Origin of the sequence: Moorena sp. SIO4E2, assembly GCF_010671945.1 — a bacterium.
In the GTDB taxonomy this organism is placed as follows: domain Bacteria; phylum Cyanobacteriota; class Cyanobacteriia; order Cyanobacteriales; family Coleofasciculaceae; genus Moorena; species Moorena producens.
In genome coordinates this window covers 1-14,046 of record NZ_JAAHIE010000156.1, presented here as the reverse complement: position 1 = coordinate 14,046, position 14,046 = coordinate 1, and the positions used below count along the sequence as shown (strand labels likewise).

Sequence of the window (14,046 nt, the reverse complement as noted above, 5' to 3'; positions counted from 1 at the left end):
CTCCACTGGAGCAAGTCGAAGGACTAGGATATCTAGGAGCTGGATGAGGGGAAACTTTCACGTCCAGTTCTGAAGGAGAGGTGCCCTAGGGTAATACCTAGGCATCGACTCTAACTAAATAAAGCCGCTAGATTCATAGTTAACTGGTGCTTAAGGAATAACGTTAGTACAGTCGTATTTGGTTGGAACAAGCGCAACAAAGACAGCATCAATATTGGAAAAAAGAATAATCAGCAGTTTGTTCAGATACCTACTGCTAAATTAAAAAGTCGGATAGAACAGCTATGTATTGAGTACGGTATCAAATTCGTTGAGACTGAAGAAAGTTACACCAGCAAGGCTAGCTTTTTAGACCGTGATTTTTTGCCTACACTTGGTGGAAAACCCGTTCGCGAAGCGTGCCCTTCGGGCTTGGGGTGGAAAGAAAGTGGGAGAAGAGTTAGACGTGGGCTTTACAAGTCTGGAAAGGGCGAATTGATAAATGCTGACTGCAACGGAGCAGCCAACATTCTTCGCAAAGTATCGACACAGCTAGAGTTTTCTCTGGCCGAGGTCGGAAGGGCAGTTTTGAACCTGCCACAACGATACAAGCTGGACTCTCTATCTAGATCGTATCGTGAAGCGTTGCGCAGAGGTGCGACCCATGGCGAATTTAATTCGCCTATGGAAAGCGCACCAAGCGTGGTTTTAACCCGCGAAGCAACATCCGCTTAGAATCCATGTGGTTTCAACCCGTGGAGAGTTCAAGCTGAAGTATTATTCTTTACTGGTGGTAACCAGTGCGACTACGTTGAGAATTTCCAGGGCACAGACCTTCATAATGCGATCGCTTATGTGCTTGATAAAGGTGGCGCTATTGGTGGAACCAGTCTTGATTAATATTATAAAATCTATAACTTAGATTAATTACTATAAACCCCAAAGTTAGGTATTGAAATTAACAATTGAAAATTTAAAATAGCAATTACCAATTAATCCTTATACCCCTATTTCCCCACGCTTCCCTCTCTTCCCTGCTCCCTGCTCCCTACTCCCTGCTCCCTGCTCCCTACTCCCCAGAATGGAAGTACCTAACCCGATTGATAACTCCTATCTCATCCATCGCAAATGGATGACTGTTGCCATAGAAATTGCCCAGAAAGCTGGTGAAGCGGGTGAGGTACCAGTGGGTGCGGTGATTGTAGATAATGAAGGTAAGTTAATTGCTACAGGAGAGAATCGCCGAGAGCGGGACAAAGACCCCACTGCTCATGCGGAAATCCTGGCACTCCGTGCTGCTGGTCAACAGCTGCAAAGTTGGCATCTTAATCACTGCACTCTCTACGTTACTTTGGAACCTTGTCCCATGTGTGCCGGAGCGATTATCCTAGCACGACTCGGTCTTCTGGTTTATGGTGTAGACGATCCTAAAACTGGCAGCATTCGCACCGTTGCTAATCTTCCTGATAGTGCTTGTTCTAATCATCGGTTGCCAGTTTTAGGGGGAATTATGGAATCGGTTTGTCGGGAACAGTTGCAATCTTGGTTTGCCGAGCGACGCAAAAGACCGTAAGCTATCAGCTATCAGCTATCAGCTATCAGCTATCAGCTATCAGCTATCAGCTATCAGCTATCAGTTTATGGGCGCTTGGGCAAGCTACACCCAATAGCTTTTGAATAAGCGATGCAGTTGCTCACGGGGGTTTCCCCCATGAGCAACTGCATCCAGAAAACAGGTAAGCCTTAGTTTAATAATCTGAGTAAAGTCACAGCGTCAAAGTCTATGGCACAAAGCTGTTCGCGCAGCGTGGGCCAAAAGCCCACGGCTGACGGCTGACGGCTGACGGCTGACGGCTGACGGCTGACGGCACCTCAAGCAGCACCTCAAGTAGCGCATATGCTTACCTTCAGCCACGCCATTAATAGCTTCAGTATCCATAGGGAACAGATCAGGGCATGACACCACAAGAAGTGTCCTGTGAGTGTCAGATATTGAGATCGAAACCACATACAGTAGAACTGAAGGTTAAGGATTTAGGACAAACCCTTGATCATTGATAGTTTAGCTCTACTTGCAGTAAGTAGGATTGAGCAATGACAACAACGCTAAAACATACTTCTGATTATGGTAACGATCACGGTAACGCCATCAAAACCATGTCTGTAGATTCTGGTATTTGCCACGGGTTAACTAACATTATCTATCCCTTAGCACGGCGTGTTGTTATTCCGTTTCATTTTGGTCAACTTACCGTAACAGGGCAAGAGAACGTTCCTAAAACAGGTCCTGTTATTTTAGCTCCCACCCATCGCTCTCGTTGGGATGCGTTAATGGTTCCTTACGCCGTTGGCAAACCTGTAACCGGACGTGACTTGCGGTATATGGTCTCAGCCAATGAAATCTATGGCATACAGGGTTGGTTTATCCGTCGTCTAGGAGGGTTCCCCGTAGATACTGGACGTGGAGGAATTAGCAGTATCCGTCACACTGTCGAACTCCTGAGCAATGGCGAAGTACTGGTAATGTTTCCTGAAGGCAATATTTTCCGTAATGGTGAAGTAAACCCCTTAAAACCTGGTATGGCTCGTATTGCCTTGCAGGTAGAATCATCTCACCCTGGTATTGGTCTCAATATTGTACCGATTGCTCTTAATTATAGCCAGCCTATTCCTAAATGGGGTTGTGACGTCAAAGTGACTGTTGGATCTGCGATTAGTGTAGCAGATTATTCTACCAAGTCAGTTAAAAAAGGAGCTGCACAGCTTACCCATGACCTATATACAGCCATGACTAACTTAGACAGGAGTTATAGCGCTACGCGCAAGTCAGAAGTCAGAAGTCAGAAGTCAGAAGTCAGCTTAGACTAAGTTTCGGAGTTTAGCAATGTCAAACATCTCAATGCGTAGTGCTATATGGAGAAAACTGTTCCAAAGAAAAGCTCCTGTAAAGTACAGGAGCCTTAAAAATCACTTAGCTTTTAGTTAGCCATTAATTAGCCATTAATTAGACTTTACTTAGTGTGATTTACCATTGAGTTATTAACTCAATCCCATCACCTAGTCAAGGTCAGGCATTTCAAGTACTGCCTCAGTGTCACGGTCAATACCTTTCTCGAATCCAGCCGCAGCAGCCCGTGCGCGACCAGCGTGCCAGAGGTGACCAACTAGGAAGAAGAAGGCCATTACAAAGTGGAAACTAGCCAACCAAGCACGAGGGTTGACATAGTTGAAGGAATTTGCCTCAGTAATAATGCCACCTACAGAGTTGATGGAACCGTTAGGAGCATGGGTCATGTACTCAGCAGCACGACGTAGCTGCCAAGGCTGAATGTCATTTCTGAGCTTGTTAACATCCAGACCATTGGGACCCCGTAGAGGCTCCAACCACGGACCTTGGAAGTCCCAGAAGCGCATGGTTTCACCACCGAAGATGATTTCACCAGTAGGAGAGCGCATCAGGTATTTACCCAGACCAGTAGGCCCTTGGGAAGACGCAATGTTAGCACCTAGGCGTTGGTCACGGGCTAAAAACACGAAAGACTGAGCTTGAGACGCTTCAGCATTAGTAGGGCCATAGAACTCGCTAGGATAAGCGGTGTTGTTGAACCACACGTAGCAAGAGCAAATGAAGCCCATCATGGACAAGGCACCTAAGCTGTAGGAGAGGTAAGCTTCTCCAGACCAGACAAAGGCACGACGAGCCCAGCCGAAGGGTTTAGTCAGAATGTGGAATACACCACCAAAGATGCAGATCAGACCAATCCAGATATGACCGCCAATGATGTCTTCCATGTTGGCGACACCAATAATCCAACCTTCTCCACCGAAGGGAGCATCGACTAAGTAGCCGAAGATCACACCGGGGTTCAGGGTTGGGTTGGTGATCAAACGAACCGCACCACCACCGGGTGCCCAAGAGTCATAAACACCGCCGACGAACATGGCCTTGATCACCAGCAAGAAGGCACCCAATCCTAAAATGATCAGGTGGAACCCGATGATACTAGTCATCTTGTTCTTGTCCTTCCAGTCGTAACCAAAGAAGTTAGAATAATTTTCTAAGGCTTCAGGACCACGAACGGCGTGATAAATACCGCCGAAGCCCAATACGGCAGAAGAAATCAGGTGTAGGACACCAATAACAAAGTAGGGGAAAGTGTCAACAATTTCGCCACCAGGACCAACACCCCAACCCAAAGTAGCCATGTGAGGGATTAGAATTAATCCTTGCTCGAACACAGGCTTTTCGGGAATGTAGTGAGCAACCTCAAATAGGGTCATTGCGCCAGCCCAGAAAACGATCAGGCCAGCATGGGAAACATGAGCTCCCAGCAACTTACCAGAGAGGTTGATCAGACGGGCATTACCAGACCACCAGGCGAAACCGGAAGATTCTTGGTCACGATTGCCCGCAACCATACCAACATTATTAGAGAGCGTTACCACGCGGTAGTACCTCCTCAGGGAACTCAAAGTTTTGGTGAGGTTGGTCTGCCGGAGCCATCCAAGCCCGGAGACCCTCATTTAGCAAAATGTTCTTAGTATAGAACGTCTCAAATTCTGGATCTTCTGCTGCCCGGATTTCCTGGGACACGAAGTCATAGGCTCGCAGGTTCAATGCTAAACCTACAATTCCTACTGCACTCATCCACAAGCCAGTTACTGGCACAAACAGCATAAAGAAATGCAGCCAGCGCTTGTTGGAGAAGGCAATGCCGAAGATTTGAGACCAGAACCGGTTAGCGGTGACCATTGAGTAGGTCTCTTCCGCTTGGGTCGGGTTGAACGCCCGGAAGGTATTGGCTTTGTCACCATCCTGGAACAGGGTATTTTCCACCGTTGCCCCATGAATGGCACACAGCAGAGCACCACCGAGTACCCCAGCTACGCCCATCATGTGGAAGGGATTCAGTGTCCAGTTGTGGAAGCCTTGCAGGAACAGGATGAAACGGAAGATACCCGCTACTCCGAAGCTAGGAGCAAAGAACCAGCTGGACTGTCCCAACGGGTACATCAGGAACACGCTGACAAATACTGCAATCGGCGCACTGAATGCGATCGCGTTGTAGGGTCTAATGCCTACTAGACGAGCAATTTCAAATTGCCGCAGCATGAACCCAATCAGACCAAATGCTCCGTGGAATGCTACGAAGCTCCACAACCCTCCTAGTTGGAACCAGCGAGTCAAGTCTCCTTGGGCTTCTGGTCCCCACAACAGCAGTAGGGAATGTCCCAGACTGTTGGGAGGAGAGGACACTGCTACGGTCAGGAAGTTACAACCTTCTAGGTAAGAAGATGCTAAGCCGTGGGTGTACCAAGAGGTTACAAAGGTGGTACCAGTTAGCCAGCCCCCTAACGCCATGTAGGCACAGGGGAACAACAGAATGCCGGACCAGCCGACGAATACAAAGCGATCGCGCTTGAGCCAGTCATCGAGGATGTCAAACCATCCTCTGGTGCTGGGGGCGCGTCCTACTGCTACTGTCATAGATTCAAATCCTCATACATATAACGATTTGCAAGGATTCAAAATTGGGACGCTTTTACGTCTTTTTAGCGACACTTCCACCCTTTTAGAGGTGGATTTCCCTTAGATTTCAGTGAGGCAAGAGTCACTTTCCTCTTACAGGATGGTCTTTTAACGGGATCCCACAGGCTATCAGGTTAGGCTGTGGTCACTTAATGTTTCTTAAACTATCACGCAGTTAAACCCTTGACTTGATTCTCCCATAAGGAGAGTTGGGTTACAAACGTTACATACAATAATAATAAATACCAAAAATTTTACAAAATTACACATACTCCTCAGATTTTTTTGAGATTTGGTGTCAAAAGTTACATAATTTCCCTGTCTTGGTCAAAAATGTGATACAAGTTCTAGATGAGCTCGCTGGAGTATCCATAACTTACTGATTTACTCTCGGTCCTCAGCACTATTGTCAAGTCAGATTTCATAGAGGCAACCACATCTTCTCATGGCAGCATCCACCAACCAACTGGAAAACCTGGTACTTCGACAATCGGTTCTTGGCTCTCGCCGTTTGAGCAACTATTTAGTGGCAGGAGCTGTATCTATAGGAGGTATAGGCTTTTTCCTGGCAGGGCTTTCGAGTTATCTCAACATGGATCTACTCCCGATTGGAGATGCAACCAACCTAATTTTTATCCCTCAGGGAGTAGCAATGGGTTTCTATGGCGTTGCTGCGCTGTTGCTATCTCTCTACCTATGGCTAACCATTTATTGGGATATCGGCGGAGGCTACAATGAATTTAACCAAGAAACAGGTATGGTCAGAGTAGTGCGGTCTGGCTTTCCCGGTAAAAACCGTGAAGTCGAATTCAGTTGCCGTACAGAAGATGTCCAGTCGATTCGAGTAGACATCAAAGAGGGTCTAAATCCACGCCGAGTCCTCTACGTGCGCACTAAGGATCGTCGGGAAGTTCCTCTGACTCGTGTCGGTCAACCCATCTCCCTTTCGGAATTAGAAAATCAGGGAGCAGAGCTGGCTCGTTTCTTAGGAGTTCCCTTGGAAGGGTTGTAAATTCCTAGGTGGCACACTCCCCCATCAAGTTGCTTCCTGCTTAAATAAAGCTTCTTAAATAATTCAGTAGTATAGGCTACAGAAACCTAGAAAGTTAACAAGATAATGAGAATAAATATCCGGCGCTGGCTATCGGTGATTTTAGTAGTGTTAGGTCTGGTAATAGCAGGATGCAGCAACCCAATGGCAAACTCAACGGAATCATCAACTCCCCAAAACAACCCTACTCCTGCTGAAACCACCAGCAATCCCCAATTCAGCAATTTACCCCGACTAGACAACAAAGCTACTGTTGAGCTGAGGGTAAAAGGCTCACCGATTACTATTGAAGTGGATGGAACCAATGCCCCGATTACAGCTGGCAACTTTGTGGATCTGGTTCAAAAGGGTGTTTATGACGGACTAGTGTTTCACCGAGTGGTAAGGGAACCTCAACCATTTGTTGTCCAAGGTGGTGATCCCCAAGGAAAAAATCCAAAATTCCCAGTAGAGCTTCTGGGCACAGGGGGGTTCATAGATCCACAAACGAAGGAAACTCGCTACATCCCACTAGAAATTAAGCCGAAGGGGGCAGAGGAACCGATATACAGAAAAACCTTTAAGGTAGCCGGAATTAATAGTGATCCTCAGTTGACTCATACTCGTGGTGCTGTTGCCATGGCTCGTTCCCAAATGCCAGACTCAGCCTCTTCACAGTTTTACTTTGCCCTAGCAGAACTGCCTTTCTTGGATGGGGACTATGCTGTATTTGGCTATGTCACTAAAGGTATGGATGTGGTAAACAAAATTCAGCAAGGCGATCGCATTGAATCAGTCAAGGTCATTCAAGGCATCGAAAACCTGAAGAAAGCTGAAGATAAAGAATAACGATCTTTCAACGAATCCGTGCAGGTATGCGTTACTGGGATTGGATTAGTATCTGCTTTAGGCAACCTCAAACCCAGTTGGCAGCATTTGCTAAACGGTGAGTCAGCTATTAGCTGGTATCAACCCTTCGCCAATTTATCACCTCTACCGTTGGCTATGATTGGTAAGACACCAGCTTCTATTGAACAGCTGACCTACCAGGTTGTAGCAGATGCTCTTGAAGATGCTAAATTAACCATCCCTCTCAAGGATTGTGGTGTGGTGATTGGTTCCAGTCGTAGCTGTCAGGCGGCTTGGGAGCAACTAGCCCAGGAACAGATGACTAGTCAGAGCAAACTCGACACCGAACCAGAGTATAAGCGATTCGATATCTTAAATGAGACCTTAACTCTAGAGCATTGGTTAGATACTCTACCCCATCAACCAGCTATTGCTGCTGCCCATTACATCGGTTCCTTTGGGCCAGTCCTAGCACCAATGGCAGCTTGTGCAACAGGAATTTGGGCGATCGCTCAAGGATTTGAATTGATTCAAACTGGTCAATGCCAACGAGTCATTGCTGGTGCTGTAGAAGCACCAATTACTCCTCTAACCCTAGCCGGATTTACTAAAATGGGGGCTCTAGCAAAAACTGGTGCTTACCCCTTTGACAAGCAACGTCAAGGCTTGGTGTTGGCAGAGGGAGGTTCTGTCTTGGTATTGGAGTCAGAGGATTTGGCTCGTCGTCGAGCCGCCCCTATCTATGGAAAATTACTGGGGTTTGGCTTAACCTCGGACGCTTATCATGTCAGTAAACCTAACCCAAATCGACAGAGTGCGATCGCAGCTATCAAACAATGTCTAGACCGCAGCCACCTATTTCCTAAAAATATTGATTATATCCATACCCACGGTACCGGAACCAAACTTAATGACCAGAATGAAGCGGAGCTGATTCAGCAGCTATTTCCCCAAGGGGTGGCAATCAGTTCTACCAAAGGAGCCACCGGTCACACTCTTGGTGCTTCTGGAGCCATTGGTACTGCTTTGTGTCTAATCGCTTTAAAACACCAAACCTTACCCCCTTGTATTGGGTTGAGGGAACCGGAATGGGATTTGGATTTCGTAACTATAGCGCGTCAGTGCCAAGTCAGGCAGGCACTATGTTTTAGCTTTGGTTTCGGGGGGCAAAATGCAGTAACCGCTTTAGGAATACCCAGGAATTGCCGACATTAACCCACAATAATATCGTATAGGTGATATCGTTAAGGAAACATTAAGTTTAATTAAATATACAAAACCAATCCCCTTGGGATTTAGGTTAAATCGACTTCATGCCGCAATTAGGAGCAACCCATAATAGTTATGATGTCCAACCAATCCCTTTCCTCTGACCAATATTGTGATCAGTCCAAGGATGACTATCCCCAGCACTTGGACAAGCCAGAGGAAGCTTGCGGAGTCTTTGGTATCTATGCACCAGAGCAAGATGTCGCTAAGCTGACTTACTTTGGTCTATTTGCCCTACAGCACCGAGGTCAGGAATCATCAGGGATTGCTACCTTTGATGACAAGCAGCTCCATGTCTACAAAGATATGGGGCTAGTCTCCCAGGTCTTTAATGAAGAAATTTTGGATCAGCTACCTGGTCAGATTGCCGTTGGTCATAACCGCTATTCTACCACTGGTTCTAGCCATATCGCCAATGCTCAACCAGCCGTGGTGGAAACTCCCTTAGGACCGTTGGCTTTGGCTCATAACGGTAACTTGGTCAACACTATCCAATTACGTGATGATTTACTCAAGCATAACTCTAACTTGATGACCACTACCGATTCAGAACTAATCGCCCTAGGGATCGCTGCAGAGGTTAACCATGGCAAAGGGTGGTTGGAGGCAGCAATGAGTGCCTTTCAATCTTGCCAAGGAGCGTTTAGTTTAGTGATTGGCACACCGGATGGATTAATGGGTGTTCGTGACCCCAATGGCATTCGCCCTCTAGTGATTGGCACCTTAGGTGGCAATTCTGGGGGCTACGTCCTGGCATCAGAAACCTGTGGTTTAGATATTATCGGTGCTGACTATCTGCGGGATGTGGAACCGGGAGAATTAGTCTGGATTAATGACGAAGGCATTGCTTCCTTCGACTGGAGTCAAAAGCCAGAGCGCAAAGTTTGTATCTTTGAGATGATTTACTTTGCTCGCCCTGATAGCATCATGGATGATCAAACTGTGTTTAGCTATCGGTTACGCCTAGGGCGTCAGCTGGCAAAAGAGTCAACACCAGATGCGGACATGGTGATTGCTGTACCCGATTCCGGTGTCCCGGCAGCTATCGGCTTTTCCCGAGAGTCCGGTATTCCTTACGGAGAGGGACTGATTAAAAATCGCTATGTAGGTCGCACCTTTATCCAACCCACTCAGAGTATGCGAGAAACTGGCATCCGAATGAAACTTAATCCCCTCAAAGATGTCTTAGTTGGTAAACGAGTGGTACTAGTAGATGACTCCATTGTTCGAGGAAACACCAGCAGCAAACTTATCAAAGCTTTGCGTGATGCAGGTGTAGCTGAAGTACATATGCGAGTCTCCTCGCCCCCAGTCACTCATCCTTGCTTCTTTGGAATAGACACCGATAACCAAGAGCAACTGATTGCCGCCACCAAGTCAGTAGCAGAAATAGCCAATTATATTGGTGTGGATTCCCTCGCTTATCTGAGTTGGGAGGGAATGATGCTAGCCACAAGGAAAGACTCCAAGAGTTTCTGCTCTGCTTGTTTCACAGGTCATTACCCTGTTCCCCTTTCAGAAGAACTCAAGCGTTCTAAATTGATGCTGGAAGAGGTACAGGTTTGAAGGTAAAAGAAAAAAGGTAAAAGGTGGCACCACACCCATAACAGGGTGAATAAATTCTCCCGATCCCTTTGCCTTTTTCCTGCCCCCCGATCTTTGGGGGGATAAGGGCAGCCTTGATGATACTGTTGGCGGCTTAGTAAATTTATTGAGGTTGCCAAGGCTGATCATCCCCTAAAGTTAAGAAATTCTACACGAGCTCTGCTAATGCCCACCATTGTTCAATACATAGGTTATTATTATCACTGAGTGGTTATTATTATCACTGAGTGATTAAAAACGATTATGGGTGAAGCAAAACGCCGGAAAGCAGCACTGGGAGAAGACTACGGGAAAGAAGCCAACATATTTCCATGGCTCCCGATAACTAAAAGTCAGGGTGAGCAGTTTGTTAAATGGACGACTAGGGGAGCTTGGGCTGGTATTGTCTTTATGATTGTATTCTGGCTAACGGTGAGATTTATAGGACCGGCATTTGGTTGGTGGCAAGTAAATTAACATCTAAGGCTCGCTAATAACACGGAACTATCGGTTGTGCTTGAACCGGTAGTTAGGTTAGTTAAAGAATTTCCATAAACATATAGAAACTACTAATGTATATCCCTTGACTCATGAAAATTATGACAAGGGAGCCAATTTGCCTTGACCGACAGGTTAATTTTGGGATAGAACAAGGCAAGAGATTAAGGAAAAGATTGACAAGAGTCTATTTCTTAGAAAAATCCCCCAATTTTATCCTGATTTATCTTGAAACATGAAGATTAAATTTTTAAGAAAGAATAGAAGCTCTAAAATCTAGGAGTGGTGTTTGGAGAACAGAAGTGTTTATACGACTTGCAGAGGAGCACCGTCAATTTGTCCGAGATTTAGTAATGAATCTACAGGCGTTGGCAATTGTACTAGAAAACCAAGGCTATTTAGCCTCCTGCTACACCTGTGGTGGGCAGATGAATAGCGCATCGTTTATGGTTAGCTTGGGGGACAATCACCTGATTCGATTTTTGGTTTCAGATTACGGGATCACTTGGACTGAAATGCGCGATGACCGAGAGCTGATGAAGTTGGAAGGTGCTGAAGCAATTGGTCAACTACAAGATCTCGCCAATCTGGTTAAATACCGAATTCGTCCTTCAGAATCTCACCCTGCCCTTAAGTTACCAGTGCCGTGACCTTAGAACTGAGTAAGGCAAAACAGGAATCCAACCAGGATTGGTAAACACAGATTCCTAAATACAGATAGATAGCACAGTTTTATCCATATAATCCTGTCCATCTGTGTTTTGATCAACATCAACAGCGAAAGGGAAAAATTGATGGCTGGCTAATTGGTGGCTGGCTAATTGAGTGTTGAAGGTTAACTGTTAACTCTCAACACTCAACTTGAAATACTTCATCCAAAGCAAAAGCCCATAGAGTGCTTTACCAAAGGTTAAGACCGACGGCTAAGAGGTAGTACCAAATTGTCTGTCATCAAAGCAGTACAGGGGGATAATTTGAGCTTTTTCCTGGACAGCTTGATAGAGTGGTTCATGGTCATGGATCCGTAAATCGTTGCGATACCAGATCAGGATAAGTTTTTGATTCACAGTGGCTGAGGTCGGTTCTGTTTGATTTTGCCAAGATCCACGAAAGCACGAAAATGCCATTAGGCCGTAGTCCTTATGTCATCTGATGGTTAGGGGTGCTTTTTGAAGTTGCAGATTTTTGTAGTCCGATTGGATGGCATGCTGCAACTGCTGTAGCTGTGCGCTAGTAGTGCATTTTTCCACTTTACCAGCGTCACCCTTACGGATCAATTGCTCTACTGTGTCTCGGCGTTCGCGTAGCGTGGCCTAAAGGCCATCGACAAACAGAACATCAGACCAGAGCTAGATTTTGAGAATCCATGATTCAGGAATGTCGGTAAGTATGGCAATTTGGCGCTTAGTAATGGGAAACTTCTTAGGCGCTTTGATGCGGCGAAATAAAACAGTGATTAGAGCCAAGAATTTGGTTTTATTGATGATTTGGTTGAGATAGGTGCTTTGTCATAGCGATCGCTGGCACAATGTCATCTAGTGTGATGTCGAACATGAAGGTGAATCGAGCATCAGGTATTAAGCAGCGCAGTGCTTGTAGATGGGCTTCTGCTTGATTTCGGCGGCGAAAGCGAGGGACAACGATTCCCTGGCATTTAGGCAGATGGCGGATGATGCGCCAAGGAAATAGTTCATCTTTATAGCTCATTGATGCACTCCTAATTAATTGCTTGTTGTATTCTAAGAAAAGAAAGTTTTGTAGTCCCATCTTGATCCAACACAGTGATGGGCGATTTACAGACTTAATTCCACAGACTTAATTCCAATACATGTGTGTAATTATGTTCATTAAGTTATCAAGTGTCTATGCTTAAAATAAGCTTCTGATCTAACTTTGGTGTGTAGGCGATGAGCCCAAGCAATGAGAAGCACACAGACAAAACAAGGAGAATATAAAATCCGAGTTAACAAACATGCTAACGCCAAGCAGCATTAAGAAACTAGACAAATTGGCCAAGAGGTTGAAGAGCAGTCGCAGCGAGTTGGTAGAGCAGTTTGCTAGAAGTCAAGACAATCCTAGTCTGGTTGCCAGACACAAATGCTGGAGGCGCACACCTATAGGGAATTTAATTCTTAATGGTAAGAGCGCACCTAGGGTATTTTTGACTCAGAGATCCAATCAGGTTGGAATCCCACGGCAGAAGCGGAAGTAGATATTAAGGAGCTCGAACGGCTATTAGAGGAGTTGCACAAACGACTTAATGCTAATTTTGCCAACAATCCGGAAGTCTGCGGTGACCTTAGAAGATCATTAGTGAGATGCATCTAACGCGATCGCATATCCTTTCCATCATAGATCGTCCCAGGTCGGCAAAAGATTCCTTAGGTAATCCTGTAGGCATGAACGCTCAACTGGAAAGTGCTAGCGTACAGCATCTTTCAAGTCATTTCATGATACAGTTTTCCATGAATAAACTCTTCCGATGTCTTGGTGCGCGTTCCCATGGCGAGGGAACCTCGCCGGGGTCGCACCGCTATCTAGGAATTCTTGTCACTCTTATCTTGAATAGTATCGGGCTACACTCCTGTACCCCTCAAATTAGTCCCTGTCACATTCAAACTCAAGAAGCTCGAAGTATAAGTGTGCAGTCTAATGAGCCTATCTATAACGAGATTTTTGGCAATCAAGAATGCTCACCTCAAAAGCTTGTCTTAAGAATTCCTGTAAACTCAATACAAGAAATTCCAGATACCAATAGTTTACTGAATCATAGATATACTCCCAATATTGTAACCTTATTAACATTTTCTCATCAACCTAAAAGTTTTTATATCAGACGTATTGATAACCATAAGGACGGATGGGTTTATAAAAAAGCTAGTTGCTTAGCTTGGAAATGGTCTAGGGAAGATGAGCAACAAGTTTTAAATTTAAGTCTGGAGAGAAATCTCCAAATTCGTGACCCTAAAATTAAAAGTGTTATTTTCATAGTTTCTTTGCCCTTTGAAATCAAAGATGCTCAAACCAATGTTAACCTTCAAGTTTACACCTGGGACTTATTTGAAGGAATTTATTATTTAAAACTCAAAAATTATCCCAATTTAAAAGAAATATTAAGACAAAAGGAGAGGAGAAGCAGTCAAGCCAGTAATGCATTTCGTGATGGGAAAACTGTTAAACATGAAATTCAAAAAGAATTAAACCAGATAGATGATATTGGAGGAATACATCTTAATAATTATTTTGAGTCAATACTGGATGGAGAATACCTCAAAAAATATACTCCTAGTTCAGAGTATAACTATTG

General features: G+C 45.3%; 15 protein-coding genes and 2 pseudogenes. 12 read left to right on the top strand and 5 right to left on the bottom strand.

Annotated elements, in window-relative coordinates; translation table 11 throughout:
• Window positions 1–114: 114 nt before the first annotated feature.
• From F6K37_RS17370 to F6K37_RS17360, 3 genes and pseudogenes are all read left to right on the top strand, one after another.
• A pseudogene (locus tag F6K37_RS17370) lies at window positions 115–714 on the top strand (IS200/IS605 family accessory protein TnpB-related protein); the annotation flags it as partial.
• 346 nt (window positions 715–1,060) lie between these two features.
• Window positions 1,061–1,552, top strand: a complete 492-nt coding sequence (tadA, locus tag F6K37_RS17365; protein ID WP_008183302.1) for a tRNA adenosine(34) deaminase TadA — start codon at window positions 1,061–1,063, stop codon at window positions 1,550–1,552.
• Window positions 1,527–1,649 carry a hypothetical protein gene (locus F6K37_RS17360; protein WP_287251357.1) on the top strand — a complete coding sequence of 41 codons (123 nt, stop codon included), beginning with the start codon at window positions 1,527–1,529 and terminating at the stop codon, window positions 1,647–1,649. The genes tadA and F6K37_RS17360 overlap by 26 nt, the downstream gene beginning before the upstream one ends.
• Window positions 1,650–1,753: 104 nt before the next feature.
• Here F6K37_RS17360 and F6K37_RS17355 read toward each other — a convergent pair whose 3' ends face one another.
• Window positions 1,754–1,945 (bottom strand): hypothetical protein, encoded by a 192-nt coding sequence (locus F6K37_RS17355; protein ID WP_131826913.1) that lies wholly within the window; start codon window positions 1,943–1,945, stop codon window positions 1,754–1,756.
• Window positions 1,946–2,136: 191 nt separating this feature from the next.
• On the opposite strand from F6K37_RS17355, the gene F6K37_RS17350 reads away from it, so the two are divergent.
• On the top strand, window positions 2,137–2,847 hold the full coding sequence (locus tag F6K37_RS17350) for a lysophospholipid acyltransferase family protein (RefSeq protein WP_502708405.1): 711 nt from the start codon (window positions 2,137–2,139) through the stop codon (window positions 2,845–2,847).
• Between the two features lie 189 nt (window positions 2,848–3,036).
• Here F6K37_RS17350 and psbC read toward each other — a convergent pair whose 3' ends face one another.
• Together psbC and psbD are read right to left on the bottom strand one after the other, a co-directional pair.
• Complete coding sequence (psbC, locus tag F6K37_RS17345; protein ID WP_044492884.1) at window positions 3,037–4,425, bottom strand: photosystem II reaction center protein CP43; 1,389 nt, start codon at window positions 4,423–4,425, stop codon at window positions 3,037–3,039.
• A complete protein-coding gene (gene psbD / locus F6K37_RS17340; protein ID WP_008183309.1) occupies window positions 4,409–5,467 on the bottom strand; it encodes a photosystem II D2 protein (photosystem q(a) protein) in 1,059 nt (352 codons plus the stop codon). The genes psbC and psbD overlap by 17 nt, the downstream gene beginning before the upstream one ends.
• A 487-nt stretch (window positions 5,468–5,954) precedes the next feature.
• Between psbD and F6K37_RS17335 the strand changes: the two genes are divergently transcribed.
• The 6 genes from F6K37_RS17335 to F6K37_RS17310 all read left to right on the top strand — a co-directional run bounded on the left by F6K37_RS17335 (window position 5,955) and on the right by F6K37_RS17310 (window position 11,389).
• Window positions 5,955–6,521: a photosystem I assembly protein Ycf4 gene (locus F6K37_RS17335; RefSeq protein WP_008183311.1), complete on the top strand. Its 567-nt coding sequence runs from the start codon at window positions 5,955–5,957 to the stop codon at window positions 6,519–6,521.
• A gap of 105 nt (window positions 6,522–6,626) precedes the next feature.
• Entirely contained in the window at window positions 6,627–7,388 is a 762-nt protein-coding gene (locus tag F6K37_RS17330) for a peptidylprolyl isomerase (RefSeq protein ID WP_008183313.1), read from the top strand.
• Window positions 7,389–7,406: 18 nt separating this feature from the next.
• Window positions 7,407–8,603: a beta-ketoacyl-ACP synthase gene (locus F6K37_RS17325; RefSeq protein WP_008183315.1), complete on the top strand. Its 1,197-nt coding sequence runs from the start codon at window positions 7,407–7,409 to the stop codon at window positions 8,601–8,603.
• Between the two features lie 132 nt (window positions 8,604–8,735).
• Window positions 8,736–10,223, top strand: a complete 1,488-nt coding sequence (gene purF / locus F6K37_RS17320; RefSeq protein WP_008183318.1) for an amidophosphoribosyltransferase — start codon at window positions 8,736–8,738, stop codon at window positions 10,221–10,223.
• A gap of 282 nt (window positions 10,224–10,505) precedes the next feature.
• Window positions 10,506–10,718 (top strand): DUF2839 domain-containing protein, encoded by a 213-nt coding sequence (locus tag F6K37_RS17315; protein ID WP_008183321.1) that lies wholly within the window; start codon window positions 10,506–10,508, stop codon window positions 10,716–10,718.
• 323 nt (window positions 10,719–11,041) lie between these two features.
• Window positions 11,042–11,389, top strand: a complete 348-nt coding sequence (locus tag F6K37_RS17310) for a DUF1815 family protein (RefSeq protein WP_044492888.1) — start codon at window positions 11,042–11,044, stop codon at window positions 11,387–11,389.
• A 276-nt stretch (window positions 11,390–11,665) separates the two neighbouring features.
• Here F6K37_RS17310 and F6K37_RS17305 read toward each other — a convergent pair.
• Window positions 11,666–11,866: pseudogene (locus F6K37_RS17305) on the bottom strand (deoxyribodipyrimidine photo-lyase); the annotation flags it as partial.
• Window positions 11,867–12,215: 349 nt separating this feature from the next.
• Entirely contained in the window at window positions 12,216–12,446 is a 231-nt protein-coding gene (locus F6K37_RS17300; RefSeq protein WP_287251353.1) for a hypothetical protein, read from the bottom strand.
• A 265-nt stretch (window positions 12,447–12,711) separates the two neighbouring features.
• On the opposite strand from F6K37_RS17300, the gene F6K37_RS44690 reads away from it, so the two are divergent.
• Both F6K37_RS44690 and F6K37_RS17295 read left to right on the top strand, forming a co-directional pair.
• Window positions 12,712–12,951 (top strand): ribbon-helix-helix protein, CopG family, encoded by a 240-nt coding sequence (locus F6K37_RS44690; protein ID WP_008183332.1) that lies wholly within the window; start codon window positions 12,712–12,714, stop codon window positions 12,949–12,951.
• Window positions 12,952–13,381: 430 nt separating this feature from the next.
• Window positions 13,382–14,046, top strand: a 665-nt coding sequence (locus F6K37_RS17295) for a hypothetical protein (RefSeq protein WP_287251352.1), incomplete at its 3' end; no start/stop codon positions are given.